The following is a 24,710-nucleotide window of genomic DNA, read 5'->3' as shown; positions in this document are numbered from 1 at the left end:
ATGTACCGGAGACGTCGGCCGACGTCTCCGACCTGGAGCGTGAAATCGGCTTCCGCCCGCAGACGCGGATCGAGGATGGCATTGCCAGGTTTGTCGCCTGGTATCGGGCCTATCACGACGTCGATCGCACTTAGTGCGCTCATTGCGAGACCTGGTTCGAGAAAGCCTGATGGGACGTGCAGCGGGGTGCTGAAGTGGACGTTGTCGCTCGTTTGGCGGCTGCTTCGGACTGATCATCACCTCCAGCGCAGTCGCTCCGGCACAAACGGCCGACGCCTAGGTCGCTCTTTCGTTGGTCCATCCTGTGCGCTTCGCTATAGGATTTTGGTCCGGAAGAAGCCGAGGACTTGCGTAAGGTCCTTGGCGTCTTGATCTCTGGTGATCGCTCGATAAACTCTCTGCACGGCCGCTTGTGCGCGCTGATGCCTTGGAGACCGAACGAAGGAAAATGCCATGGTTGAGGTTGGCCGAGGGCTTGACCTGGAGGCGCAGCGGGCGCCGGATCTGGATCGTTATTCGGTCATGGTCGCACGAGCTAGGGCGCTTATACCGGCTTTGCACGAACGAGCGCCACGGACCGAAGAACTTCGCCGCCTGCCGCCGGAGACTGAGCGGGATCTCCTTGATAGCGGCCTTTTCCGGATCCTGCAGCCCAAGCGCGTCGGAGGCAGCGAGCTCGACTATGTTGCCCTGGTCGACTGCGCCGATGCCCTCGGTCAGGGAGACGCCTCGGTCTCCTGGAATTTTGCCAACCTTGCAAGTCACCACTGGATGCTGGCTATGTTCGCGCCCGAAGCGCAGAGCGCGGTATGGGGAGAGGATCCGGATGCGCTGATCGCGTCCTCCTTTGTCTTCCCGGCAGGTCGTGCGAGGAAGGCCGGCGGCGGATATGTTCTGAGTGGTCATTGGCCGTTTTCGTCCGGGGTGGAATCCTGCGGATGGAACATGCTCGCGAGCGTGGTCGCCTCGGATGATGAGGCCGATGGTGTCGAGTATCGGCTGTTCCTGTTGAACAGGCGGGATTACAGCATCGACGACACCTGGAATGCGGCTGGTTTGCGCGGAACGGGATCGAACGACGTGCGGGTAACCGACGCATTCGTTCCCGAGCATATGACGGTTGCCGTCAGCGATCTTGCGGGAGGTGCGACGCCGGGCAGTGTCGTCAATCCGAATGCGCTCTACATGCTTCCGGTGTTTTCGTTGTTTCCCTATGTGTTGTCCGGGGTTGGTTTGGGAAATGCGCAGGCTTGCCTTGATGACTATGTCGAGATCGCGCGACACCGCGCTTCGACATATAACCGGGCCAAGATCGGGGATCTGCAAAGCACACAGATCAAGATCGCCGAGGCGTCCGCGAAGATAGATGCCGCGCGGCTAATCATGCGCACGAACTGCGTTGAGGCACTTGCGGAGGTCCGGCGTGGCGATATCCCGGGCATCGCAGCGAAGACAAGGCTTCGGCGCGACGGTGCGTTCGCGGTCAATTTGTGCACCGAGGCGGTGTCTCTTCTATTTGCGGCGGGCGGCGCACGCAGCCTGTTCACCTCGGGGGCGTTGCAGCGCCAATTCCGCGACGCGCATGCGGTGAATTCGCATCTCGCGTTCAATTTCGACGCGGCGGGCACCAATTACGGGCGGGTGGCTCTTGGGCTGCCGTCTGAAAACCTGACGCTTTGAGGTTAGCCGGATGTCCGACTCGCCCAAACATCCGCTGGATCCCGCCAGTGAGCTCGCAAGCGATAGTTCGGCGATCGATCCCCGTGATTTCCGCAATGCGCTCGGTACGTTCGCAACAGGTGTGACGATAGTCACCGCGATGTCGGCCGAAGGAAGGCCGTATGGAATTACTTGTAATTCCTTTGCATCGGTGTCGCTCAACCCGCCACTGGTGTTGTGGAGCCTGGGCATGTTTTCGCAGGGGCTACCGATCTTCCAGAACGCCAGCCATTTTACGGTCAACGTTCTGGACGCGTCGCAACAGGCGTTGGCGATGCAGTTTGCCAGATCGTCGGATGACAAGTTCGCGGGTGTGAGCTGGACGCCGGGTCTCGGGAATGCTCCCGTGCTTGCTGATGTGGTCGCGAATTTCCAATGCCGTGCCGCCAACCGCTACTATGGCGGGGATCACGTCATTTTCCTGGGCGCGGTGGAAGCCTACGCTTATAACCGGAACAGTCCGCTGTTGTTCGCGCGCGGAGGTTTTGGCCGGTTTTTGGCTGACGGTGGTGACAAGACATCATGAATCGAAAGACGCCCGTCAAGCGTGTTCGTGCCAAGCAGAGGCGACTATCAGCTGTCGATCGTCGCAGTGAATTCGTTACCAAGGCAACCGAGCTATTTGCGGAGGAGGGATTTGGCGGCGGCACGCGTGCCCTTGCCCACAAGCTCGGCGTGACGCAGCCGCTGCTTTACCGCTACTTTCCGAGCAAGGACGATCTCATCAAGGAGGTCTACCGCAAGGTATATCTCGAGCCGCTTGAAATCGGCTGGGAGAAGGTGCTCTCGGATCGGTCACGTCCGCTCCGCGTGCGGCTCCAGGAATTTTACGAAATCTATACCGACGCGATTTTCAACCGAAGATGGCTCCGGATCTATCTCTACTCCGGCTTGAAGGGCCTCGATATCAATCGCTGGTATGTTGGCATGGTCAAGGACAAGATCCTGACGCGCATTCTCAGGGAATGCCGCCACGACGCGGGCCTCGCGACGCAAGGCAGGCCCAGCGCCGCAGAACTCGAGCTGGCCTGGGTGTTTCACGGCGGCATCTTCTATTATGGCGTACGCAAGTACATCTACGAAGCGCCTGTTCTCGAGGACAAAGCGCAGATGATCAGTGACGCGCTGGATATCTTCCTCGCGGGATTTGAGAGGATGGCCGAGAGCGCGACCGATCGTCGACGGGCGCCGATCAAGGTCGTCGGCTGACCCGCGCTACATTGTCGCCATCTGACCCCGATACCAATCTCCGATCTCGCTTGCCGTCATGAGGGCGACGCCGTCATGGCCGATGACATAATCGAGCAGGGCCTCCAGGTACTTGATACGATGCGGCACGCCCGTGATGTAGGGATGCACCGAGATGGCCATGATCCGCGCGTTCTCTGCGCCCTCAAGATACAGCCGATCGAACTGGTCAGTGCAGCGCGTCAGGAACTGTTCCGACGGAAGGTGTTGCAGCGCGTGAATGACAATGTCGTTGGTCTCGACCGAATAGGGAATCGTCGTCACGGTGCCGTGCGGCGTGGCGATGTCCTGGGGGAGATCGTCGATCACCCAATCGGCCACGTATTCGATCCCGTTGAGGCGCAGGAGATCGAGCGTGTCTTCGGTTTCGGTCAGGCCCGGGCTTTCCCATGATCGCGGCGGCTTGCCGGTAAATCCAGCAATCGTGTCGACCGCGCGCTTGATTGCGTCCGCCTGGTTCTCGACCTTGTGCATCGGGCCCTGAACAAACCCGTGTCCCATGAATTCGAATCCCGCCTCGCGCGCCGCCGACGCCACACGCGGATAGCTGTTGCAGACGTTGGCGTTCGCAGCCAGCGTCACCGGTATCTTTCGATCGGTGAGGGCTTTGAACTGCCGCCAGAAGCCGGCGCGCATGCCGTATTCATGCCACGACCAGTTCGGCACGTCGGGCAGCAGGGGCTGGCCCATCGGTGGGCTCAGCACGGTGCGTGGCATCGCATTCTCGATGCGCCATTCCTCGACATTGAGGATAACCCATACGGCAAGCTTCTTGCCGTCAGGTAATGTCAGTTTCGGTCGGTCGACCTGCGCCTGGTACGGAATGCGATCAGTAAAGGCCATGTCGAACCTCCTTCACGTCGATGATCCGGCAGCGGTGGCATTGATCCGCGGCAGGACCCTCTCGGCCATCAGGATCATCGATTGACGGCCAAGCTCGCGATCTTTCCAGTCCTTGCCGGCATAAAGCAGGGTTCCGAAGGTGCCAATGTCTTCCTGGAACGCCAGCAACTGGTCAGCCACGCTTTCAGGCGTGCCGTGGATGATCAATTTGTCGCAGATCGATTCCAGTGTGACCTCAGCGTCGGCTTGATCCCGTCGCGTCTTGAACAATTCGAGCCGGCCGCTGCGCTTCAGCTTCGTGAACAACTGGTGATAATAGTACACGTACGGACTGTCGGGCGACGTGGCATAGGCCTTCGCAGTTGCTGCATCCTTTGCCACGAACACGCTCTTGGCGACGCGCCAATTGGCAGGCTCGGCTGCCCGGTTCACGCGCGCACAACCCTCGACATATTTCGGCCAGTGGCTCTTCACCCAGGCCGGCATCAGGAAGTTTGCCGAGATTGGATCCCAGCCGCGCGCCGCCGCCTCCGTGACGCCTCTTGAGAATGGCGCCACCGCGGTTACCACGATTGGCGGGTGAGGAGCCTGCAAAGGGCGAGCGACGATTCCCTGGCCGATGTCCTCGATCAGAGTCCGCTTGACCGAGACGTTCCAATATTTGCCCTGCAGATCATAGGGCGGTTTACCAGCCCAGATATCAAGAACCTGGTTGATGGCTTCGAGGAACATGGCATTGCGGTCGGCATCGAGATTGCCGAAAACCTCCGCGTCGGACAGCAATCCACCAGGGCTGATTCCGAGGATGAAGCGGCCATCAAGCATGTGATCGAGCATGGCGACGGACGCTGCGATGGCTGCCGGATGCGTGTTTGGCAGGTTGATGGTGCCGGTTCCAAGCTTGATCTGCTTGGTTGCGGCTGCGAGCCAGGCAATGAAGGCGATGCTGGAGGTGATGTTCTCGGCCTTGTCGGTGACATGCTCGCCGACATACGCCTCGGTGAACCCGAGTTCGTCCGCGAGCAGAAAAGCCTCGCGATCCTCCCGGAGCGATTGTCGCCAATCCTTGTCGAGAGGATGGATCGGCATCGTAAAAAAACCGAGCTTCATGATCCGCCTCCCCGCGATTTGAGCTTTTGTTGGCAAGGAACCTGCGTCCTTCCCGACGCGAAGACAAGCCCTGCCGCACAAATAATCACTCGATAAACAAGCTTGACCTTTGAAGGGGGCGGCCCTCTAATCGGGCAAACCAAAATTGGGCCCGGGAGGCCACGCCCACATGAAAGCTGCGGCTTTCGCCTACGCCCGCGCGACCAGCGTCGTGAATGCGCTGGAGTTGCTCGCCATGCATGGCGACAAGGCGAAGGTTCTGTCGGGAGGTCAGAGCCTGATGCCGGCGATGAACCTTCGGCTCCTGTCCCCGGACATTCTGGTCGATATCGGCGGCCTCGCCGAGTTGCGCGGCATCACCGTAAGGGGAGACGTGCTGGTCGTCGGCGCGCTGACCCGGCACGTCGATCTGCTCGGATCGCCGGAGGTTGCACTGCACGCGCGGCTGTTGCGCGATGCCGTTGCCCACGTTGCCCATCCCGCAATTCGCAATCGCGGAACGATCGGCGGTAGCCTCGCTCACGCCGATCCTGCCTCGGAGCTGCCGGCCTGTGTTGTGGCGCTTGACGCCACCATCGTTGTTCGGGGCTCGGCCGGCGAGCGCCGGATTGCTGCGACTGAGTTTTTCAGGGGAATCTACGAAACAGCTCTGCTGCCGGACGAGTTGCTTGTCGCGGTCGAGGTGCCGGTCGCGGGCCAAGGCTCGACATTTTTCTTTCAGGAGTATGCCCGGCGGCATGGCGACTACGCTGTTGTTGGCCTCGCCGCCCGTGCGGTAGTTGCGGCCGGCGGATTCTCAGCTCTTCGGCTCGGCTTCTTTGCTGTTGGCGATCGCCCGTTGCTCGCGGCGACCGCCGGCAAGCTGATCGATGCCACCGTAACGCCGACCTTGCTCGCAGAGGCGGCGACCGCACTTGCCGATGAACTCGATCCACACGAGGACCAGCAGGCGACCGCGGCCATGCGTCGACACCTCGCGACGGTCTTGCTCCGGCGCTGCGTGGCAGCATTGCTCGCACGGCCAGAACTGGAAACGGGAGTCGGCAAGTGAACGCTCCGGTGCCGGTCTCGCTTCTGGTCAACGGCGAACCCATCGACGCCTTCGTCTTGCCGCGGCTCAATCTTGCTGATTTCCTCCGCGAAAATCTCAAGCTGACCGGAACCCACGTTGGGTGCGAGCACGGCGTTTGCGGTGCCTGCACGGTCCGACTCGATGGCGAGATCGTTCGCTCCTGTCTGATGCTGACGGTCCAGGCGCAGGGCGCGTCAGTTGAGACAATCGAGGGGCTGTCTGACAGCGGTGAAATAGCCGATCTTCAGGCGGCATTTCGCGAACGCAATGCATTGCAGTGTGGCTATTGCACGCCTGGGATGCTGATCACGGCGCAGGACCTGCTGAAGCACGTGTCCGTGCCTGATCGTCGAGCAATCCGCGAGCATCTTTCCGGCAACTATTGCCGCTGCACGGGCTATCAGGCCATCGTGGATGCGGTGGAGGCGACAGCCAAGACGCGCGCGGAGCGGGACGTATGACGGTGACGCGGGCGCCAGCAGACACGCTTTCGGTGCTTGATCGCCCGAATTCCTACATCGGCAAGGCCGTGCCGCGGCCGAACCTCGACAGGTTGCTGCAGGGGCGCGGCCAATATGTCAGTGATCTCGAATTGCCGCGGATGGCGCATGTGGTTTTTCTACGGTCGCCACATGCCCACGCCAAAATCGCAGCGATCGACGCCGACGCGGCAAGGCGCATGCCCGGTGTCGTTTCCATCGTCACAGGCCGTGAACTTGAAGCGGTCATCACGCCGTGGGTCGGGGTGCTCTCGCACCTGAAGGGACTGAAGTCAGCGCCGCAGCACGCGATCGCGGTCGACCGCGTGTGCTGGCAGGGCGAGGCCGTTGCAGCGATTGTGGCGACCAGCCGTGCGGCAGCCGAAGATGCCATGGAGCATATTTCAGTCGACTACGAGGAGCTCGAGGGGGTGACGGACACGCGAGCTGCGCTCGACCCGGCAGCTCCCGTCATTCATGCCGCGCTCGGCGACAATCTTGCCTTTGAGCGGACGCTCGACGCCGGCGACGTCGATCTTGCATTGTCGGGGTCCGAACTGGTCGAGGCCGACTTCATATTCGGGCGCCACACCGGCGTGACGCTTGAACCGCGGGCCGTCGTTGCCGACTGGAATCCGGCCGAGGCACGGCTCACGATCTATCAGGGCACGCAGGCGCCTCACATGGTGCAGAACATCGCAGCGCTCCATCTTGGGTTAAGGGAAGCGCAGGTCCGGGTGGTCTGCAAGGATGTCGGCGGCTCGTTCGGCATCAAGGTCCATATCTACGCCGACGAAATGGCGACCTACGCGCTGTCCAAACTGTTGCGCCGGCCGGTCAAGTTCGTGGCGGACCGCGTCGAGAGTTTCAACACGGACATCCACGCCCGCGATCATCGATGCAGGGGACGGATCGGCGTCAGGCCGGACGGTACGATTACGGCCTTCGAGATCGATGATCTGACGGGGATCGGCCCCTATTCGATGTATCCGCGCACCAGCGCCATCGAGGCCAATCAGGTGGTCAATCTGGTCGGTGGGCCCTACGTCACGGCGAACTATCGAGCGCGGGCGCGCGTCGTCTTCCAGAACAAGAACGTGATGTGCCAGTACCGGGCGGTTGGACACCCGATCGCCTGTTCGGTCACCGAAGGCCTGGTCGATCTGGCGGCAGCGAAGATCGGCATGGACCCCGTCGAAATCCGGCGGCGCAATCTGATCGCCGACGATGCCTATCCCTGTGCTTCACCCTCGGGTATGAAGTTCGAGCAGCTCTCGCATCACGCCTCGTTGACCAAGCTGCTTCAGATGATGGATTACGACGCGTTGCGCGCTGAGCAGGCGGCCTTGCGGGCCAGAAACGTCCATCGAGGCATCGGAATCGCGAGCTTCATCGAGGTGACCAATCCCAGCGCTGCCTTTTATGGCGTGGGCGGCGCGAAAATTTCATCGCAGGATGGTGTTGCGGTCCGGCTCGACGCGCAAGGGTCGGTGATCTGCCAGACCAGCATCACGGAACAGGGGCAAGGGTCGGAATCGCTGACGGCCCAGATCGTCGGCAGCGTGCTTGGGGTTTCGATGGAACGCGTTCGCGTCATCCTGGGCGACACCGACAACACGCCCTATGGCGGTGGCACCTGGGCCTCGCGCGGTGCCGGCATCGGCGGCGAAGCTGCATTGCAGGCAGCCAAGGGCCTGCGAGAGAACATTCTGAACGTCGCCGCGGCCATCCTGCAATCGACGCCGGACGGGCTCGATATCATCAACAACACGATCGTCAATGCCGACGACGGCGCGCCGCGCATCGAACTGAACGAGCTGGCGCGGATCGTCTATTTTCGACCGGACACCCTGCCGCCTGGTATCCAGCCCGAATTGATGGCGACCCGGCATTTCGTTCCGCGCCAATATCCCTTTGCGTTCACCAACGGCGTTCAGGCCTCATGGCTTGAGGTCGATACCGAGACCGGGTTCGTTCAGCTGCTGAAGCATTGGGTTGTCGAAGACTGCGGCACCATCATCAACCCGCAACTGGTCGACGAGCAGATCCGGGGCGGGGTCGTGCAGGGGCTCGGCGCGGCGCTGTTCGAGAAGTGCATCTACGACGAACGCGGTCAGCTGACCAATGCCAATATGGCGGACTATCTGGTCCCGATGTCCGGGGAGATGCCCGATATCGAGGTCGGCCACGTGGTGTCTCCGACGCAGGAATCGGAGCTGGGAGCCAAAGGGGCAGGGGAGGCGGGTACGGCCGGCGCGGCAGCGGCGGTTGCCAACGCGGTCAATGACGCGCTCCGGCCGTTTGGCGCAACAATTACCGAGATTCCGCTCACGCCTCAGGTTATCCTGACCGCCTTGGGACGGATCTGAGCGGAGACGTTCCGGGCAACGATAATACGATAAGCAAAGCGCAGACAGTTCTTGGGGAGGAATAGTCATGACGAAGAAGGTCACCAAAGCTGGATCGATATCACGGCGTCGTCTGCTGACGACGGCAAGCGCCGGCGCCGTTCTCGCCGTCTCGCCTTTTCGCATCAATCTGCTTCAGGCCCAGGAAGCGCCCATCAAGATCGGCTTCCCGGTTCCTTTGACCGGTCCATACGGTGCCGAGGCCCAGGACCAGGTGCGGGCGGGTCAGCTTGCTGTCGCCCAGTTCAATGATACCGGCGGTCTCAACGGCCGCAAGGCCGAGCTCGTGGTGCGCGACGACAAGCTCAATCCCGGCGAGGCGGCGACGCGGACCCTGGAATTGGTCGAGAAGGAAAAGGTGAATTTCGTCGTCGGCAGTCTGTCCGCGGCGGTTCAGCTCGCGATCAACAACGTCACCAAGGAGCGCGGCGTCATCTTCAATTCGATCAGCCAGTCCGACGCCATCAACGAGGCGGCAGATTTCAGCAAATACACGTTCCACGAAGCGCTGAACCCGCACATGACGTCAGGGGCGGTCGGTCGCTACGCCTTCACCAAATTCGGCAAGAAGGTGGCGTTTCTCACGGCGGACTATGCTTACGGTCACGAGATGGTTCGCGGCTTTCTCGAGGTCGGCAAGGAGTTCAACATCGAGAATCTCGGTGACATCCGCCATCCGTTAGGGACGACTGATTTCTCGACCCTGCTGCCACGTCTCCAGGCGCTGAAGCCCGATATTCTATGCATCAGCAATTTCGGCCGGGACCAGCAAATCGCACTGAAACAGGCAACCGACTTCGGCATCAAGAAATCAATCCAGATCATCGCGCCGCTGCTGTCGCACGCCAGTCGCGTTGCGGCGGGCCCTCAGGCATTCGAAGGCGTCGTCGGCGGCTGCTCGTTCTTCTGGGGCATCGAGGACAAGTTCGCCTCGACCAAGGCGTTCAACGACGCGTTCCGCAAGATGTATGACGGCAAATTGCCTACCGACTACGGTGCGCTCGGCTATGGCGGTGTTCGGACGGTGCTCGAGGCGGTCAAGGGCGCGGGCAGCGTGGAGACCGACAAGGTCGTCGCGGCGTTGGAGGCTCTGAAGTACGACTACTACAAGGGGCCGCAATACTATCGCAAATGCGATCACCAGTCGGTGCAATCGGTGCTCGTGATCAAGTCGAAGTCCAAGGACATGAAGAACGAGTCCGACGTGTTCGAGGTTCTATCGACCGAAGAGCCTGACGAGAAGAACCTGCGTAGCTGCGACGCGCTTGGCCACAAGAGCTGAGCCATGCGCCGGCGCGCACCGCGGGGCGGTGCGCGTCGTGCTGAGGGGGACAAATGGCGGGCCTGAGCTTTGATCTGATTGCACTGCAACTATTCGCCGGGCTGGCGCTCGGCGCGATCTATGTGCTGTTTGCGATCGGCCTCTCGCTGATCTTCGGAATGTTGACTGTCGTCAACTTCGCCCATGGCGCCTTCTACATGGTCGGCGCCTATGTCGGGCTGTACCTGATCTCGATCGGCGGCAATTTCTGGCTCTGCTTGCTGGCGGTACCGCTTCTGATCGGGCTGTTCGGCCTTGCCGTCGAGCGCGTGCTGATCCGGCCGCTCTACGGCCGCGGCATCGATTATCCGCTGCTGCTGACCTTCGGGCTGAGCTACGTCATGGTCGAATGCGTGCGCATTGCCTTCGGCAAGACCGGTTATCCTTTCGACACGCCCGAGCTTCTGCAGGGGGCTGTCAACATCGGTGTCGGATATTTTCCGCTCTACCGCCTGTTCGTGATCGGCGCGACGGCCGTCGTCTTGTTGGCGCTCTGGCTGTTTCTGGAGAAGACCAGCTTCGGGCTCATTATCCGCGCCGGCGCGCGCGATCCGCAAATCGTCCGCGTCCTTGGGGTCGACGTTTCCAGGGTCTGGTTGATCGTGTTCGGGATAGGCACCGCGATTGCGGGCTTTGCCGGGCTGTTGGCTGCGCCGCTTCAAGGCGTCATTCCCGAGATGGGCGGCACGATTCTGGCCGAGGCTTTCGTGGTTACGGTCGTAGGAGGCATGGGTTCGATCGGTGGTGCCGTACTGGCGGGCCTCCTCGTCGGTGTGGTGGTCAGCATGACCTCGCTGTTTGCACCCGAGATGGCCAAGGTATCGATCTTCGCCCTGATGGCGATCGTCCTGATCGTTCGTCCCCAAGGCTTCTTCGGCCGCGCCGGATTGATGAGCTGAGAGCCAGGGATGACCGGAGCCACCGAATCCGTCAAACAACCTCATGCCACGACGGGCAGTTGGTACGAATTCGTAACGCGCCGTCGCGCCAGCATTGTGGCCGCGGCGATCCTGATTTTCCCGTTGGTGATGCCGTTCACGGCCCTCGCGGTGAACATCCTGATCTATGGATTGTACGCCGTCGGCTTCAACCTCGTCTTTGGTTATCTCGGTCTGCTGTCGTTTGGTCACGCGGCGCTGTTCGGAACCGGTGCCTACCTTTGTGGCATCGCCATCGTGCATTTTGGCTGGCCATGGTATGCGGCCATCGCGGCCGGGATCGCCGGCGGCCTGTTGATGGCATCGTTGATTGGTGTGCTCGCGATCAGGACCCGCGGCATCTACTTCGCGATGGTGACGATGGCGCTGTCGCAATGTGTCTACTACCTGTTCTATCAGGCGGTTGACCTGACCGGCGGCGAAAACGGCCTCCGCGGCATCAACGTCCGCACCATCGATCTGTTCGGCTTGCGGCTCGACTTCATCAATCCGATGATCCGTTACTATGTCATCGCGGCTTTCGTGATTGCCGCTTTTTTCGTGATGTCGCGCATTCTCGCCTCGCCATTTGGCGCCGTCATTGAGGCCGTGCGGGAGAATGAGATGCGCGCCCGCGCGTCAGGCTATGACGTCACCAAGACCCGATTGCTGACCTTCGTTTTGTCTGGCGGCTTCTGCGGTCTCGCGGGAGCCTTGCAGGCGCTGCATCTGTCGATCGTTCCGATCGAGATCCTGCACTACGAGACGTCGGGCCTGGTCGTGATGATCGCATTGCTGGGCGGTATGGGAACGTTCTTCGGGCCGATGATCGGCGCCGCCGTCTTCCTGGTCCTGGAGAACGTGGTCTCGGTGTGGACGGTTCACTGGCAATTGATCGTTGGCGCCATCTTCATTGCATGCGTGCTGTTCTTCCCCGCCGGCATCTGGGGCACGCTGATCGCGCGAGGCAGGCGATGAGTGCCGCGGAACGTCAAACCGAGGAAATCATTCTGCGCACCAGGGGCGTCGGCAAGACGTTCGGGAAGTTTGTCGCGCTGAACAATATCTCGGCGGAGTTTTCCCGAGGAGCGATCACCTCCATTATTGGTCCGAACGGGGCCGGCAAGAGCACCTATTTCAATTTGCTGTGCGGCGCGTTTGCGCCCACCAAGGGCAGCGTTGAATTCGAGGGGAAGGATGTCACCGGCCTGCCGCAGCACCGCTTTGCGCATATGGGCATCGCAAAGTCCTTTCAGATCACCAGCGTGTTTCCGCAGCTCACGACCCGTGAAAACATCCGCGTCGGTCTGCAGGCGCTGGTGTCGAGATACGATATCTGGCGTCCCCGCGCGCGCCTGACCGAGCTCGTCGAGCGGGCGGACGAGCTGCTTGCCCTGGTCGGATTGTGGGAATCTCGCGAACGGGCCGCCAAGACGCTGGCCCATGGCGAGCAGCGGGCGCTGGAAATCGGCATGGCACTTGCCAGCCAACCCCGGTTGCTGTTGCTGGACGAGCCGACGGCCGGCATGAGCCCGGAGGAAACCCGGACCATGATGGATCTGATCGTGAAGCTCGCAAAGGAGCGTACGGTCATCCTCGTCGAGCACAAGATGAAGCTGGTGCTCGGGATCAGCGATCGCATCCTCGTGCTGCATCACGGAGAACTCCTCGCCGAAGGAACGCCGCAGGAGGTCCGGCAGAACGAGGCGGTGAAGCGGGTCTATCTCGGCCAGCGGGAGCATTGACGAATGCTGCAGATCAGCAAGCTCAATGCCTGGTACGGCGCAAGTCACGCGCTGCAAGACATCACTCTCGAGGTGACCAAAGGCGAGATCGTCTGCCTGATCGGTCGCAATGGAGCGGGCAAGACAACGACGCTGAAATCGATCATGGGGTTGATGGGACGAACGCGCGGCTCGGTCACCTTCAAGGGCAAGGAGCTGCTGAGCCGGCCGGCGCATGTGCGCTTCGCGCTGGGACTTGCCTATGTTCCCGAAGAGCGGCGGATTGTGCAGGGATTGTCGGTCCGGGAAAATTTGCGGCTCGGGCTGGTGGCATCGCCGGCCAAGAAGCGGGAAGCCGAGCTGATCGACGAGATTGCAGGAGTATTCCCACGGCTGGCCGAGCGCATGGACCAGGAGGCGGTCACGATGTCCGGCGGCGAGCAGCAGATGCTGGCGATCGCGCGGGCGATGATCGCAAAGCCCGACCTGATCATGCTGGATGAGCCTTCGGAGGGCATCATGCCGGTCCTGGTCGACGAGATGTTCGAGCTATTTCGCAACATGAAGGCGCAGGGAACGACGGTGCTGCTGGTTGAACAGAATGTCGAGCTCGCGCTTGGCATCGCCGATCGTGCCTACGTCCTTGATCAGGGGGCGGTGGTGCACCAAGCGTCGGCGCAGGCCCTGCTGGCCGACGACGAGATCAAGGAACGATATTGTTCGGTGTGAGCGGGCTGTCCGATCTCCCGCCGGCGCGAACAGACCTTACTCCGCAGCGCGCGCGATCGCGCCAGCCTTGCTTGTGGTGACGACGACCTTGATCGCGTCATCCACGCGATCCCGTGCATATCTGAGCGCCGTCGGCAGGTCTTCCAGCGGAAACGTATGCGTGTGGATCCTCGTCGCGTCGAACCGCTTTGCCGCCATCAATTCCATGGCGCGGCGAGTGGCGCTGCGGCCCTCGCCGCGGATCCCGTAAGCGTAGATGTTGTTTCGCACGAGATGCGCGATGTCCAGCGTCGCGGCCTCGTGCGGGAAGGCGGCCAGACAAATCTTGCCGCCACGATTGGCCATGTGAATGGCCTGGTTGAGTGTCGCTTCGGTGCCGGCACATTCGACGACATAGTCCGCGCCGATCCCCCCTGTTAGTTGCTTCACGACCGCAACGGCGTCTTCGTCGTTGTTGTTGATGACGCGGTCGGCCCCCAATTCCCCGCCGATCGCCAGCCGCTTGTTGCGCGTGCCGGTCAAAATCACCGGGCTTGCGCCAAGCGCCTTGGCCACAGCAACTGCGAGAAGTCCGATCGGCCCCGGGCCGATCACCACGACGCTCTCGCCCGCCACCAATCCCCCCAATTCCGTCAGGCCATACATCGACGTGCCCGCGGTCACCACGAGCGTCGCCTCCGCGTCGCTCATGCTATCCGGGACGCGCGCCAGCGTATTGATGTGGTTGACCGCGTACTCCGCGAATCCGCCGTCGGTCGTAAAGCCGTTGGCGCGGTGGCCCTTCTCCGGCTTTCCATAGTTGAGACAGGATGTGTACATGCCCTGGCGGCAGCGTTTGCATTGGCCGCAGCCGGCGTGGATTTCGACGCTGACCCGCTCACCGATCCTGAATTCGTCAACGTCCGGTCCGAGTGCGGCGACCGTGCCCATGTATTCGTGGCCTGGCGTGAAGTTCTTGTTGAAGGGCAGGCCGCCCTGAATGCTTGCCGGCGACCCGGCATGGATAATTTCGAGATCGGTGGCGCAGATCGCAACCGCGTCGATGCGCACCAGCACCTCGGCACGCGAGGGGACCGGCGTCGGCTTTTCGCAAAGCAGGAGTTGGCCGGGGTCACCAAGGACCCAGGCCTTCATCAGGCCGGGAACGGGCAGATCAGGCGATGTGTTGACGCCGGGCGGCTGGTACATGCGCTTCCTCTTTTGGCCGGCAGCCTAGCGCGAAACGACGGGCTGCCGCGAGCACCCGATGGTCGGCATCGGAGCCGTTGCATTTGCTGCACGGCAGCAAGCGCGTCGCAAAACATTCATACGCGGCCTATACTTGGTCGCCCGGTTGATGTTGAAATCCTCATTGCATCCTCTCCCAGACCGGAGCCTCCCATGAAGACCGTCCGCCTTGTCCTTGCGTTGCTGGCGCTGACGCTGATCGCGCCGTGGCAATCCGCCAGGGCGGCCGACGTGATCTGCTACAATTGTCCGCCGGAATGGGCGGATTGGGCCTCGATGCTGAAGGCGATCAAGGCGGACCTCAACTACGATATCCCGCACGACAACAAGAATTCCGGCCAGGCGCTGGCTCAGATCCTGGCCGAGAAGAGCAATCCGGTTGGCGATATCGGCTATTTCGGCGTGACCTTCGGCATGAAGGCCAAGGCCCAGGATGCGCTCGAGCCCTACAAGCCGGCGCATTGGGATCAGGTCCCGGCCGGCCTCAAGGACCCCGACGGCTACTGGACCACGATCCACTCCGGCACGCTCGGCCTGTTCGTGAACAAGGATGCGCTTGGCGGCAAGCCGGTGCCGGCCTGCTGGAAGGATCTCCTGAAGCCCGACTACAAGGGGATGGTCGGCTATCTCGATCCGTCGTCGGCGGCGGTCGGCTATGTCGGCGCGGTCGCCGTCAATCTGGCGCTCGGCGGCTCGCCAGGCAACTTCGATCCGGCGATCAGCTTCTTCAAGGAGCTGCGCAAGAACGATCCGATCGTACCCAAGCAGACGTCGTATGCCCGCGTCGTCTCCGGTGAGATGCCGATCCTGTTCGACTACGACTTCAATGCCTATCGCGCGAAATATTCGGAGAAGGGCAACTTCGAGTTTGTGATTCCCTGCGAGGGATCGGTGGTGTTTCCCTATGTCGTTGGTCTTGTGAAGAACGCACCCGACAAGGAGAAGGCCAAGAAGGTGATGGACTATCTCTTGTCCGACAAGGGGCAGGCGATCTGGACCAATGCCTATCTGCGTCCGGCCCGCCCGATCGAGCTGCCGGCTTCCGTGAAGGGGAAATTCCTCCCCGACAGCGACTATGCCCGCGCCAAGAGCGTCGACTGGGGCGAGATGGAAAACGTGCAAAAAGCCTTCGTCGACCGCTATCTCGCCGAGGTTCGCTGAGGCAATATGGTGCCCTTCGCCGGGGCACCATTCTTCCGATGTCGCAAAAATCCTTCGTTTGGTTCTGCCTGCTGCCGCTCGCGGTCGTGACCACGGCATTCTTCCTGCTGCCGATGGCACGGCTGGTGGTTGCGGGTGCCGAAGGACCGCACGGGCTCGCCGGATATCTCGCCATCCTGACCGAAGCTCGTTATCGCGCGACGCTGATCAATACCGTGTTGCTGGCTGCGGCAACGACGGTCGTCACGCTGATCGTGGCGACGATTGCCGGAATGTTTCTGCAGCGGCACCGCTTTCCCGGGCGGGCCGTGCTGATCGCGATGCTGACCTTTCCGCTGGCGTTTCCCGGCGTGGTGGTCGGCTTCATGATCATTCTGCTGGCCGGGCGGCAGGGGCTGATCGGCGATCTGTCGAACCGGATCTTCGACGAGAAATTCGTCTTCGCCTATTCGATCTACGGGTTGTTCCTCGGCTATCTCTACTTCTCGATCCCGCGCGTGATCCTCACCATCATGGCGGCAGTGCAAAAGCTCGATGTCGGTCAGGAAGAAGCCGCGCGTTCGCTCGGCGCCAGCCCATGGGCGGTGCAGCGTGACGTCGTGCTGCCGGCGCTGGCGCCAGCCTTCGTTGCGTCCGGCGCGATCGCATTTGCGACCGCGATGGGGGCCTTCGGGACTGCGTTTACGCTGGCGACGAATATCGATGTGCTGCCGATGCTGATCTATACCGAGTTCACGCTGGCCGCCAATTTCGCGACCTCGGCCGCGCTGTCGGTGGGACTTGGCCTGATCACCTGGCTCATCCTCGCGCTCGCCCGCTCGTTCAGCGGCAGCGCGGTCGCGGCGGCCGGGTGAACGCATGCGTGATCGCTTGATCTTCACCGGCCAGTTCATCTTCACGCTGCTCGTGGCGGCATTCCTGGTGGTCCCCGCGGGGTTGTCGATCTCCGCCGGCGTCACCGTCAACTACTTCCGGGGCATCCAGTCCGGCGTGACCCTGCAATGGGTCGCGCAGGTCTGGGAGCTCTATGCCGGCACCATCCTGCTCTCTTTCGTGATCGCATTCGCGACCCTTGCCGTCACACTGCTCGCCGGCGTTCCCGCAGCCTATGCGCTGCATGCGCGGGGAGGCCGGCTTGCGCGCATCGTCGAGGAGATCATCACATTGCCCTTGGCGATCCCAGGGCTTGCGATTGCGCTTGCACTGCTGCTCGCCTATGGCAGCTTCGGCGATTTTCGTCGCTCCTGGTTGTTCATCCTGGTCGGTCACGTGATCTTCACCATGCCGTTCATGGTGCGGTCGGTGATGGCGGTGTTCGCGACCGTGGACATCAAGACGCTGGATGAGGGGGCGGCTTCGCTGGGGGCGTCGCCATGGCGGCGCTTCCGCGACGTCATCGTGCCGAACGCACTGCCGGGAATTCTCGCCGGCGCGTTGATGGTGGTCACGCTGTCGCTTGGTGAATTCAACCTGACCTGGATGCTGCATACGCCGTTGACGAAGACACTGCCGATCGGGCTCGCCGACAGCTACGCCTCGATGCGGCTCGAAGTGGCGTCGGCCTATACGCTGATCTTCTTCGTGATGATCATTCCGCTCTTGGTCGCGATGCAGCTGCTGGCCGACAGGGATCACAAGCGATGAGTACGGCCGGGCACGGTGCAGCGGTGCGGATCGAGGCGTGCGGCAAGACCTTTGCCGACGGCACGCGCGCGCTCGACCCTGCTACCCTAGACATCGCGCGCGGCGAGACGCTGGTGCTGCTCGGGCCGTCCGGCTGCGGCAAGACCACGATGCTGCGCATCATCGCAGGGCTCGAGCTGCCGGATGCCGGCGGCAAGGTCCTGTTCGACGGCACGGACATGACTTCGGTCCCGATCGAACGGCGCAATGTCGGGATGGTGTTCCAGTCCTACGCCCTGTTCCCCAACATGTCGGTGGCGGACAATATCGCCTACGGGCTGAAGGTCCGCGGTGTTGCCAGGAGCGAGCGTGCCGCGCGCGTCGCCGAGCTGGTTGCTCTGACGAACATCACCGGATTGGAGAATCGCCGCATCGACCAACTTTCGGGCGGCCAGCGTCAGCGCGTCGCACTGGCACGCGCCGTCGCGATCCGGCCCGGCATCTTGCTGCTCGACGAGCCCTTGACCGCGCTCGACGCCGCGCTGCGGGACCGGCTGCGCAGCGAGCTCAACCGGCTGTTGCGCGCGCTTGGGATCACGACGATCTATGTCACCCATGATCAGGCCGAAGCCATGGAATTGGGCGACCGGATTGTCGTGATGCGGAAAGGCGCAATCGCCCAGATCGGCACGCCGCGCGAGGTCTACTTCGCGCCGAAGGACCGGTTTGTGGCGGAGTTCATCGGAGCGGCGAACATTGTCGAGGCTCCGGTCGAGAACGGCGTGTTGATCCTGCCCGGCGGGCGACTGCCGATCGAGGGTGGCGCGACGACCGCGAACGCGACCGTCATGATCCGCCCCGAAACCATTGGCGTGACAGAGGCGGGCGAGGGGATACTCTCGGGAACCGTCGATTCCGTCAGCTTTATCGGCGACCGACAGCGGCTCGTCGTGAGTGATGCATCGAGCAAGCCGCTCAATGTCGACGCCCCCAACACGGTTCAAGCCAGGATCGGCGATCGTGTCGGACTTTCGATTGCGCCCGACGCTGTTCGTCTGCTTCCCTCCGAACCACGAGAATGATCGATGCCGTCGAAACCGGTCCTCATCGCCCAGATTTCCGACCTCCACATCAAGCCGCCGGGAGCGTTCGCCTATGGCCGGGTCGATACCGCGAAGGCGCTTGAACGCTGCGTGGCGGCGATCAATGGATTCGAGCCGACGCCCGATTTCGTCGTCATCTCGGGCGACCTTGTCGATACGCCGTCGGTCGAGGAATACGACCATCTCAAACGGCTGCTCGCGCCGCTGCGCGTTCCGTTTGCCGGAATTCCCGGCAATCACGACTCGCGTGCGTGGATGCGCGCCGCGTTTCCTGCCGCACCCTATGTTCACGCGACAGGCCCGCTCGACCAGAAGATCGAGGTGGATGGCCTCGATCTGCTGCTGCTTGATTCAAGCGTTGCCGGGAAGCCTCATGGCATGCTCGAACCGTCGACACTGCAATGGCTGGACGCGAGACTGGCGGCAGCAGTCGACCGGCCCGCGCTGCTTTTCCTGCATCACCCGCCGTTCAAGGGCGGCATCTGGCACATGGACCGCCAGGACCTTTTCAATGCCGCAGAGCTGGCAGCAATCGTCAGGCGTCACCCGCGGGCGCGTTTGATCGGTTGCGGGCACGTCCATCGTGCCATGCTGACCTCCTTCGCCGGGATTCCCGCGACATTGTGCCCCGCGCCGAACCATGCGGTCGACCTGGACCTCGGAGAGCTCCGCGAACCATCGTTCAAGGTGGAACCGCCGGCATTTCACTTGCACACGTGGTTTGGCGGGCCGGATTTTGGACAATTGGTTACGCACCAGGTCCCGATCGGTCAGTTTGACGGGCCGCATCCGTTCTTTGGGCCAGACGGCAAGCTGCTGTGAGTTGGCTGCGTTGACCCCTCGTACAGACGGATCCACCAGGCGAGATTGTCGCGGATGGGCCGGGCAGTCAGATCAAGGGCAGCCCGCAGCTGCAATTGAGCGTTGCATCGACGCAGATTTATTCCAAATTGTACCTTGCATGCCTTCCATCCCAACTGCGCCGGAACGGACCTTTGTTGCTGTAGGGCCCCGGGGGGGCTATACTTCTATCTGCTTCATTGATCGATGGCTTTGTCGGCGTCCGCTGTGCTGGCGGGCCGATTGAACGCAACACAATCAGTCTGGATCACGATGACCGGAGCGCCGCCCATAGAACGAATTTCCGGCGCGCCGTTGTTTTCGAACAACAAGCTGTCGGTGTTGCGCAAGCACCCCTATTTCGCCGATCTCGAGCCCGAGGCATTCGATCAGCTCTGCCGCTATGCCAAGCACACCACGCTGAAGCGGGGCACGACGATCTTTTCCAAGGGCGATCCGGGCACCAGCCTGATTGCGGTGATCTCGGGCACGGTCAAGATCAGCATCTCGTCGCCGGATGGTCGCAACGCAATTTTGAACCTGATCGAGGCCGGAGAGATCTTCGGCGAGATCGCGCTGCTCGACGGCTTGTCGCGGACGGCCGATGCCACCGCCAACACCAATTGCGAGCTGTTCGTCATTGACCGGCGCGAGTTCATTCCGTTCGTGCGCAGCCAGCCGACGCTTGCGATGAAGTTCATCGAGCTGCTTTGCGAAAGACTGCGCCGGACCAGCGATCAGGTCGAGCAGGTCATCCTGCAGAACCTGCCCGGCCGTCTGGCCAGCGCGCTGCTGCGCCTGAGCGACAAGCACAAGCCGCAGGGGCGCGCCATCTCGATCACCCAGCAGGAGATCAGCGAGATGGTCGGGATGACGCGCGAGAGCATCAACAAGCAGCTCCGCGCGTGGGCGATACGCGGCTGGGTCAGGCTCGAGCATGGCGCGATCGTCGTGCTGAAGCCCGAGACGCTCCAGGAACTGGTCGACGCCGGGGCGAACGACGGCGAGTAGTCGCGCCGGCTGCCCGGTCGGTCGCGCATCTCACGAAACGGTGAGCTGAAGAACGCCTGTGAAGCCATTCACATCGGCCTTGCGTGCGCTGCGGTAAGTGACGCGTCAGGGGAGCACATATGGAGGAATCCATGCACAGCTCTTTCGACAAGCGGCGGCAGGACTTACAGCATAATTACCAGAGCTTCAGCATCAAGCTTGTCGCGTTGCCGCTGCTCGTCGTCGTTGCCTTGATCGGGATGCTGGTCAGTCATCCGGCGGCGGTCAGATGGATATCGGACGCGGCGCAAGCGGAGTTCGTCGGAACCGACACCGTCTACACCGATCCGATACCCAATATCGCGCAGGTGGCACCAACGGTTCGGCCGGGCAGCGAGATCCGGATGGTGAGGGCCTACTGATCGTTGATGCCGTCGTCGCGCGGCAAGGCGCGACGACAGCCGCTTGTCCGCCAGCAAGCCGTCCTCAAGCGGCTACGCCAAGCAGCTTTGCTGCGGTCCGCCCGAGAATATTGGCCTTGTCATCGTCGCTCAGCGACGACGAGGCGAAGATGTGGTCGACCGGTGCCAGTTGCCATGGATAGGGATAGTCGCTTCCCAGCACGATCTGGCCGGCGCCGACCTGGGCGGCGAGGTGCCTGATCGCCTCCGGCGTGAAGATCAGAGAGTCGAAATAAATCTGCTTCAGGTACTCCGCCGGCGCTTTCTGGAGCTTGATCTCCGGATTGCATCCCTTCGGTCCAACCAGACAGGCATGGTCCGAGCGGTCGGCATACGAGCCGAGATAACCGCCGCCATGTGCGGCGATGATCTTCAGTCCCGGGAAGCGGTCGAGCGTGCCTTCGAAGATCAAATGGGAGAGTGCGATCGTGGTCTCGAGCGGATTGCCTATCGTGTTGCCAAGCCACCCATTGCCGGAGAGCCGCTTGTTGAGCTCGGGCACGCCCTGCGGATGGATAAACAGGGGAACGCCGAGTTCCTCGGCCTTGGCCCATACCGGATGAAACTTCGGATTTGAGAATTCGGTGCCATCGACGACTCCGCCGATCGCCGCGCCCTTCAGCCCCTGCTTTTTCACCGCCATCTCCAGCTCCTGCACCGCCAGGTCCGGTGCCTGCAGCGTCAGCGAGGCGAAAGCTGCGAACCGGTCTGGCTTCGAGGCACAGAGTTCGGCGAGCTTTTCATTTTGGATTTTCACGATCTTTCCGGCCAGATCGCGGTCGCGGTCGTACCAGAACGGATTGATCGAAAGCACCTCCATGTCGACGGCCTGCGCGTCCATCGCAGCCAGCCGCTTGTCGATCTCGACAAAGGCCTCGGAGGCGCCGTTGACCGGCGGCAATTGATATTTTCCGGCGTCCGCGCCGAGCAGCGCACCCGCCTCGCGGAAATGGCAATGCGAATGGATGTCGATCGTCTTGACACGCTTGCCGTTGACCGTGACCGGCAACTGCTGGCGCGATTGCTGCGCATTTGCGTTGTGCACGAGCCCGCAGCCGCAGAACACGATGCCTGCCGCCGCCGTTGCTCCCGCTTTCAGGAAATCCCGCCTTGTGGTCATGACGATCGCCTCCCTGGTTGTTTTGTTATGGAGGGGGAGCGTAGGGATGCTGGCTATTGCTCGCAAGATCACACGCTGTGCGTGTCGCGCAATGTTGATCTGCTCAGACCGGCTTGATCCCCGCCTTTGCGACGATGTCACGCCATTTCGGCACTTCGTCTGCAGTACGCCGGCGCATGCCATCGCGCTGTTTGCGGGCAAGTCGCAGTGTAATGGATAGCATTCGGTCAGATCGGCAATGCGTCACCCTCGCTCGACTTTGATCAGGCCACGAACACGACAAACGCCAATATCACGACCGCACCGTTCAGTATGCAAGTGAAGGAATTGATCACTATCGCCACTTTCGCGAGCGCTATTTGAGCGGATTGGCGCCGCCAGCAATCTCGCTGGATCAAAGGCCACTCAGCCCTCTCGCGATTTCGCGCCGATGCCGGACATCAAAGCCCGCTGGTGCCCCCAATCGTCAATTCCCCGTCGGGCTGAAACCGCGACAGACCGCCGTCCGTCCCCATCCGCTTCATGATCCACTAACCTTGCGCTTTCACCGCATTTACTAGCTGCCCAACGCGATGTAGATGCCGATCAATTAAGACGAATTTCCTGTTAACGACGAATAGCGGGATTTTCTCAAGAGCCGACGCGATCCAGCGCTGTGCGGCGGAGCCGCGTAATCTGTTGGCGGAACGGAACGGCGATTTCATGCTAAAATGAAAGAAGCGAGGTGAAATAGAGTCTGCTTACGCCGAAGCCAAGCCGACGGTAGCACTGCCTCGTCTAGGCAACGAGGAAGCGTCCTCGTGAGGAGACGGGTTCGATGGGAGGGAAAATGGACCGAAACCTTGTGATCCTGAATGTGACTGGTTCGGAGACGATGTTGCGTTCCGACGGACATGCTGCCATTCGACTGGAGACCAAGGAGATGGGCCCCGTCGCCTTCGAGGTGAATCTTCAAGCAATTGCCGCACTTCGTCGCCACTTGGCGCGCGCCGAAATACACATTCTGCAGAGCCAGAATCAGACCAAAAACTGATTATCTTCAGAAGACGTCACTAAACTAAGCTGGCTATCAGATTGCCCCCTGAGGTCCGAGGGCGGGAATCCAATCGGAGGCGCCTGCAAGTCTAGAACGGCGTTCGTTGACCGCGGCGGGTTTTGATTCCGCCATTCGGAGGTTCGATCCCTCCCGCCTCCCTGGCATGCGAGCGTGCTTCATACGAGATACGTCGCTTGTCCAACTGTCTGGCAGAAAGAGACGTAAGGCGACCATCACTGGCACTTCGCCGCGCGCAAGCGTTAAAGACACCAGCGTTTGGCAATTTGCCGTTTTACCGAGAGCCGACGCGTATGTGTACTCATAAACGTTGGCTTGCGGTCATAAAGCGGAAGTCGCCCGGTCTGACCGCCAAGGGCGACTTTTGACCCAGCTTGAAACATCGCAGCTCTTTGCGTTTGATGTTATGATTGGGCACCAACGGCGGTGCAGCATCTGAGTTTCGGGGAGCGGCCATTGGGGCCTAAAAACGAGTCGGGATTTCAACTCAAGCCGTTGGCCAGCGAGCGGGCTCTGGAGCGCGCCGAGCGATTGGCCAATCTTCTGGCCTCCATCGTCGAGTCCAGCGACGATGCTATTGTGAGCAAGAATCTAGATGGCATTGTTACGAGTTGGAACAAGGCGGCCGAGCGCATTTTCGGTTACTCGGCCACGGAAGCTATTGGTCAGCCCATTACACTCGTGATTCCGCAAGACCGGCTCAGCGAAGAACGGGAGATTTTAACCCGCATCCGACGAGGTGAGCGCATCGACCATTTCGAGACGGTCCGGCGACGTCGGGATGGTAGCTCAATCATCGTTTCGCTAACTGTTTCTCCTGTCAAAGACGCCCACGGCAACATCGTCGGCGCATCAAAAATTGCTAGAGATATTACCCAGCAGAAGCGAACTCAGGAGCAGATTAGCATTCTGGCTCGCGAGGCGGAGCATCGAAGCAAGAACATCCTTTCTAACGTACAGGCAATTATCAACCTTTCTCAGTCCGACACCTCCGAGGGCCTCAAGGAAGTGATCAGCGGGCGCATCCAAGCGATGGCAAATGTTCACTCGCTGTTTGTTGAAACGCGGTGGATAGGAGCCGAAGTCTCGGCGATCGCCAAGCAGGAGTTTGCCCCTTACCTCGAAGAGAGTCACCAGAAGCGGATTGTGATGGAGGGGCTGCAGACGGTGTTAGAACCCATCGCTGCGCAGGCGATTGCTGTTGTCCTGCATGAGTTAGCAACCAATGCTATCAAGTATGGAGCGCTATCCAACACAAGAGGCCGGATAGAATTGGCCTGGTCGCGCGCCGAGGATGGACAGCTGGTGCTCCGCTGGACCGAACTGGGCGGACCGAGGGTAAAGGCGCCCCAACGCAAGGGATTTGGTAGTCGGCTCATCGAAGGGACGATCAATCCACTTGGCGGGAAGGTGCTCTTTGACTGGCGCGCGGAAGGGCTGGTTTGCGAAATCGCCGTTCCGACGTGAGATGCCAATCGAGCTTCGCTGCTCTCGCCGCTACAACTTTTGCTTATGGCCGATTCTGTTGAAAATGGCGGCTGTTGCGACGCAGAGATATCGG

Annotated in this window: 25 protein-coding genes, 1 tRNA gene and 2 pseudogenes; 22 read left to right on the top strand and 6 right to left on the bottom strand. The window is 61.4% G+C overall.

What is annotated here, in order from left to right; genetic code table 11:
• The 4 genes and pseudogenes from I6F38_RS26165 to I6F38_RS26150 all read left to right on the top strand — a co-directional run.
• Window positions 1-134, top strand: a pseudogene (locus I6F38_RS26165) (UDP-glucuronate 5-epimerase); the annotation flags it as partial.
• A gap of 319 nt (window positions 135-453) precedes the next feature.
• On the top strand, window positions 454-1,680 hold the full coding sequence (locus tag I6F38_RS26160; protein WP_225162347.1) for an acyl-CoA dehydrogenase family protein: 1,227 nt from the start codon (window positions 454-456) through the stop codon (window positions 1,678-1,680).
• Window positions 1,681-1,690: 10 nt separating this feature from the next.
• Window positions 1,691-2,245, top strand: coding sequence for a flavin reductase family protein (locus tag I6F38_RS26155; RefSeq protein ID WP_209910519.1), 555 nt, complete (start codon window positions 1,691-1,693; stop codon window positions 2,243-2,245).
• Window positions 2,242-2,928, top strand: coding sequence for a TetR/AcrR family transcriptional regulator (locus I6F38_RS26150; RefSeq protein WP_057020520.1), 687 nt, complete (start codon window positions 2,242-2,244; stop codon window positions 2,926-2,928). The genes I6F38_RS26155 and I6F38_RS26150 overlap by 4 nt, the downstream gene beginning before the upstream one ends.
• 6 nt (window positions 2,929-2,934) lie before the next feature.
• Here the strand turns inward: I6F38_RS26150 and I6F38_RS26145 are convergent, their stop codons facing one another.
• Window positions 2,935-3,810, bottom strand: a complete 876-nt coding sequence (locus I6F38_RS26145; protein ID WP_225162346.1) for a polysaccharide deacetylase family protein — start codon at window positions 3,808-3,810, stop codon at window positions 2,935-2,937.
• 12 nt (window positions 3,811-3,822) lie between these two features.
• Window positions 3,823-4,920: an LLM class flavin-dependent oxidoreductase gene (locus I6F38_RS26140; RefSeq protein ID WP_225162345.1), complete on the bottom strand. Its 1,098-nt coding sequence runs from the start codon at window positions 4,918-4,920 to the stop codon at window positions 3,823-3,825.
• 169 nt (window positions 4,921-5,089) lie between these two features.
• On the opposite strand from I6F38_RS26140, the gene I6F38_RS26135 reads away from it, so the two are divergent.
• From I6F38_RS26135 to I6F38_RS26100, 8 genes are all read left to right on the top strand, one after another.
• Window positions 5,090-5,971, top strand: coding sequence for a xanthine dehydrogenase family protein subunit M (locus tag I6F38_RS26135; RefSeq protein WP_225162344.1), 882 nt, complete (start codon window positions 5,090-5,092; stop codon window positions 5,969-5,971).
• A complete protein-coding gene (locus I6F38_RS26130) occupies window positions 5,968-6,453 on the top strand; it encodes a (2Fe-2S)-binding protein (RefSeq protein WP_225162343.1) in 486 nt (161 codons plus the stop codon). Before I6F38_RS26135 ends, I6F38_RS26130 begins: the two co-directional genes overlap by 4 nt.
• Entirely contained in the window at window positions 6,450-8,840 is a 2,391-nt protein-coding gene (locus I6F38_RS26125; RefSeq protein WP_225162342.1) for a xanthine dehydrogenase family protein molybdopterin-binding subunit, read from the top strand. The genes I6F38_RS26130 and I6F38_RS26125 overlap by 4 nt, the downstream gene beginning before the upstream one ends.
• A 67-nt stretch (window positions 8,841-8,907) precedes the next feature.
• Complete coding sequence (locus tag I6F38_RS26120) at window positions 8,908-10,161, top strand: ABC transporter substrate-binding protein (protein WP_225162341.1); 1,254 nt, start codon at window positions 8,908-8,910, stop codon at window positions 10,159-10,161.
• Window positions 10,162-10,214: 53 nt separating this feature from the next.
• A complete protein-coding gene (locus I6F38_RS26115; RefSeq protein WP_038377831.1) occupies window positions 10,215-11,099 on the top strand; it encodes a branched-chain amino acid ABC transporter permease in 885 nt (294 codons plus the stop codon).
• 9 nt (window positions 11,100-11,108) lie between these two features.
• On the top strand, window positions 11,109-12,095 hold the full coding sequence (locus I6F38_RS26110; RefSeq protein ID WP_225162340.1) for a branched-chain amino acid ABC transporter permease: 987 nt from the start codon (window positions 11,109-11,111) through the stop codon (window positions 12,093-12,095).
• The gene (locus I6F38_RS26105; RefSeq protein ID WP_092082954.1) at window positions 12,092-12,862 is read left to right on the top strand and encodes an ABC transporter ATP-binding protein; all 771 of its coding nucleotides are present in this window, start codon (window positions 12,092-12,094) and stop codon (window positions 12,860-12,862) included. The genes I6F38_RS26110 and I6F38_RS26105 overlap by 4 nt, the downstream gene beginning before the upstream one ends.
• A gap of 3 nt (window positions 12,863-12,865) precedes the next feature.
• Complete coding sequence (locus I6F38_RS26100; RefSeq protein ID WP_168856020.1) at window positions 12,866-13,570, top strand: ABC transporter ATP-binding protein; 705 nt, start codon at window positions 12,866-12,868, stop codon at window positions 13,568-13,570.
• A gap of 36 nt (window positions 13,571-13,606) precedes the next feature.
• Here the strand turns inward: I6F38_RS26100 and I6F38_RS26095 are convergent, their stop codons facing one another.
• Window positions 13,607-14,620, bottom strand: a complete 1,014-nt coding sequence (locus I6F38_RS26095) for a zinc-binding dehydrogenase (protein ID WP_259235217.1) — start codon at window positions 14,618-14,620, stop codon at window positions 13,607-13,609.
• Window positions 14,621-14,950: 330 nt separating this feature from the next.
• Here I6F38_RS26095 and I6F38_RS26090 point away from each other — a divergent pair, with 330 nt between their 5' ends.
• Genes I6F38_RS26090 through I6F38_RS26070 form a run of 5 tightly spaced genes read left to right on the top strand, consistent with a single transcriptional unit; the run spans window position 14,951 to window position 19,506 of the window.
• Window positions 14,951-15,958, top strand: coding sequence for an ABC transporter substrate-binding protein (locus I6F38_RS26090; RefSeq protein WP_057020509.1), 1,008 nt, complete (start codon window positions 14,951-14,953; stop codon window positions 15,956-15,958).
• Window positions 15,959-15,996: 38 nt separating this feature from the next.
• Window positions 15,997-16,812 carry an ABC transporter permease gene (locus tag I6F38_RS26085; protein ID WP_225162339.1) on the top strand — a complete coding sequence of 272 codons (816 nt, stop codon included), beginning with the start codon at window positions 15,997-15,999 and terminating at the stop codon, window positions 16,810-16,812.
• 4 nt (window positions 16,813-16,816) lie between these two features.
• Window positions 16,817-17,602, top strand: coding sequence for an ABC transporter permease subunit (locus I6F38_RS26080; RefSeq protein WP_028336858.1), 786 nt, complete (start codon window positions 16,817-16,819; stop codon window positions 17,600-17,602).
• A complete protein-coding gene (locus I6F38_RS26075) occupies window positions 17,599-18,663 on the top strand; it encodes an ABC transporter ATP-binding protein (protein ID WP_225162338.1) in 1,065 nt (354 codons plus the stop codon). The genes I6F38_RS26080 and I6F38_RS26075 overlap by 4 nt, the downstream gene beginning before the upstream one ends.
• A gap of 3 nt (window positions 18,664-18,666) precedes the next feature.
• Window positions 18,667-19,506 (top strand): phosphodiesterase, encoded by an 840-nt coding sequence (locus I6F38_RS26070; RefSeq protein ID WP_225162337.1) that lies wholly within the window; start codon window positions 18,667-18,669, stop codon window positions 19,504-19,506.
• 215 nt (window positions 19,507-19,721) lie between these two features.
• Here the strand turns inward: I6F38_RS26070 and I6F38_RS26065 are convergent, their stop codons facing one another.
• Window positions 19,722-19,874 (bottom strand): hypothetical protein, encoded by a 153-nt coding sequence (locus I6F38_RS26065; protein WP_225162336.1) that lies wholly within the window; start codon window positions 19,872-19,874, stop codon window positions 19,722-19,724.
• Here I6F38_RS26065 and I6F38_RS26060 point away from each other — a divergent pair.
• Both I6F38_RS26060 and I6F38_RS26055 read left to right on the top strand, forming a co-directional pair.
• A complete protein-coding gene (locus I6F38_RS26060; RefSeq protein WP_225162335.1) occupies window positions 19,864-20,535 on the top strand; it encodes a Crp/Fnr family transcriptional regulator in 672 nt (223 codons plus the stop codon). The two genes, I6F38_RS26065 and I6F38_RS26060, sit on opposite strands and share 11 nt — an antisense overlap.
• A 119-nt stretch (window positions 20,536-20,654) precedes the next feature.
• Complete coding sequence (locus tag I6F38_RS26055) at window positions 20,655-20,936, top strand: hypothetical protein (RefSeq protein WP_225162334.1); 282 nt, start codon at window positions 20,655-20,657, stop codon at window positions 20,934-20,936.
• Between the two features lie 64 nt (window positions 20,937-21,000).
• Here the strand turns inward: I6F38_RS26055 and I6F38_RS26050 are convergent, their stop codons facing one another.
• The gene (locus tag I6F38_RS26050; RefSeq protein WP_225162333.1) at window positions 21,001-22,095 is read right to left on the bottom strand and encodes an amidohydrolase family protein; all 1,095 of its coding nucleotides are present in this window, start codon (window positions 22,093-22,095) and stop codon (window positions 21,001-21,003) included.
• A gap of 829 nt (window positions 22,096-22,924) precedes the next feature.
• Here I6F38_RS26050 and I6F38_RS26045 point away from each other — a divergent pair.
• On the top strand, window positions 22,925-23,128 hold the full coding sequence (locus I6F38_RS26045; RefSeq protein WP_016843872.1) for a hypothetical protein: 204 nt from the start codon (window positions 22,925-22,927) through the stop codon (window positions 23,126-23,128).
• Window positions 23,129-23,203: 75 nt separating this feature from the next.
• Window positions 23,204-23,290 (top strand) — tRNA-OTHER (locus I6F38_RS26040).
• On the opposite strand, the pseudogene I6F38_RS26035 reads toward I6F38_RS26040, so the two are convergent.
• A pseudogene (locus tag I6F38_RS26035) lies at window positions 23,291-23,443 on the bottom strand (transposase); the annotation flags it as partial.
• 162 nt (window positions 23,444-23,605) lie between these two features.
• Between I6F38_RS26035 and I6F38_RS26030 the strand changes: the two are divergent.
• Window positions 23,606-24,616, top strand: a complete 1,011-nt coding sequence (locus tag I6F38_RS26030; protein WP_085970550.1) for a PAS domain S-box protein — start codon at window positions 23,606-23,608, stop codon at window positions 24,614-24,616.
• Window positions 24,617-24,710: the final 94 nt, after the last annotated feature.

Origin of the sequence: Bradyrhizobium sp. BRP56, from assembly GCF_020194035.1 — a bacterium.
Taxonomy (GTDB): Bacteria; Pseudomonadota; Alphaproteobacteria; order Rhizobiales; family Xanthobacteraceae; genus Bradyrhizobium; species Bradyrhizobium australafricanum.
Note: the sequence above shows the minus strand (reverse complement) of the source record. Positions and strands in the feature narration are given on the sequence as shown.

What these genes read in the sequence shown, in the direction of transcription:
- I6F38_RS26160 (WP_225162347.1), top strand. Translation starts at nt 454, where the DNA reads ATGGTTGAGGTTGGCCGAGGGCTTGACCTGGAGGCGCAGCGGGCGCCG.
- I6F38_RS26155 (WP_209910519.1), top strand. Translation starts at nt 1,691, where the DNA reads ATGTCCGACTCGCCCAAACATCCGCTGGATCCCGCCAGTGAGCTCGCA.
- I6F38_RS26150 (WP_057020520.1), top strand. Translation starts at nt 2,242, where the DNA reads ATGAATCGAAAGACGCCCGTCAAGCGTGTTCGTGCCAAGCAGAGGCGA.
- I6F38_RS26145 (WP_225162346.1), bottom strand. Translation starts at nt 3,810, where the DNA reads ATGGCCTTTACTGATCGCATTCCGTACCAGGCGCAGGTCGACCGACCG.
- I6F38_RS26140 (WP_225162345.1), bottom strand. Translation starts at nt 4,920, where the DNA reads ATGAAGCTCGGTTTTTTTACGATGCCGATCCATCCTCTCGACAAGGAT.
- I6F38_RS26135 (WP_225162344.1), top strand. Translation starts at nt 5,090, where the DNA reads ATGAAAGCTGCGGCTTTCGCCTACGCCCGCGCGACCAGCGTCGTGAAT.
- I6F38_RS26125 (WP_225162342.1), top strand. Translation starts at nt 6,450, where the DNA reads ATGACGGTGACGCGGGCGCCAGCAGACACGCTTTCGGTGCTTGATCGC.
- I6F38_RS26120 (WP_225162341.1), top strand. Translation starts at nt 8,908, where the DNA reads ATGACGAAGAAGGTCACCAAAGCTGGATCGATATCACGGCGTCGTCTG.
- I6F38_RS26115 (WP_038377831.1), top strand. Translation starts at nt 10,215, where the DNA reads ATGGCGGGCCTGAGCTTTGATCTGATTGCACTGCAACTATTCGCCGGG.
- I6F38_RS26110 (WP_225162340.1), top strand. Translation starts at nt 11,109, where the DNA reads ATGACCGGAGCCACCGAATCCGTCAAACAACCTCATGCCACGACGGGC.
- I6F38_RS26105 (WP_092082954.1), top strand. Translation starts at nt 12,092, where the DNA reads ATGAGTGCCGCGGAACGTCAAACCGAGGAAATCATTCTGCGCACCAGG.
- I6F38_RS26100 (WP_168856020.1), top strand. Translation starts at nt 12,866, where the DNA reads ATGCTGCAGATCAGCAAGCTCAATGCCTGGTACGGCGCAAGTCACGCG.
- I6F38_RS26090 (WP_057020509.1), top strand. Translation starts at nt 14,951, where the DNA reads ATGAAGACCGTCCGCCTTGTCCTTGCGTTGCTGGCGCTGACGCTGATC.
- I6F38_RS26085 (WP_225162339.1), top strand. Translation starts at nt 15,997, where the DNA reads ATGTCGCAAAAATCCTTCGTTTGGTTCTGCCTGCTGCCGCTCGCGGTC.
- I6F38_RS26080 (WP_028336858.1), top strand. Translation starts at nt 16,817, where the DNA reads ATGCGTGATCGCTTGATCTTCACCGGCCAGTTCATCTTCACGCTGCTC.
- I6F38_RS26075 (WP_225162338.1), top strand. Translation starts at nt 17,599, where the DNA reads ATGAGTACGGCCGGGCACGGTGCAGCGGTGCGGATCGAGGCGTGCGGC.
- I6F38_RS26070 (WP_225162337.1), top strand. Translation starts at nt 18,667, where the DNA reads ATGCCGTCGAAACCGGTCCTCATCGCCCAGATTTCCGACCTCCACATC.
- I6F38_RS26055 (WP_225162334.1), top strand. Translation starts at nt 20,655, where the DNA reads ATGGAGGAATCCATGCACAGCTCTTTCGACAAGCGGCGGCAGGACTTA.
- I6F38_RS26050 (WP_225162333.1), bottom strand. Translation starts at nt 22,095, where the DNA reads ATGACCACAAGGCGGGATTTCCTGAAAGCGGGAGCAACGGCGGCGGCA.
- I6F38_RS26045 (WP_016843872.1), top strand. Translation starts at nt 22,925, where the DNA reads ATGGACCGAAACCTTGTGATCCTGAATGTGACTGGTTCGGAGACGATG.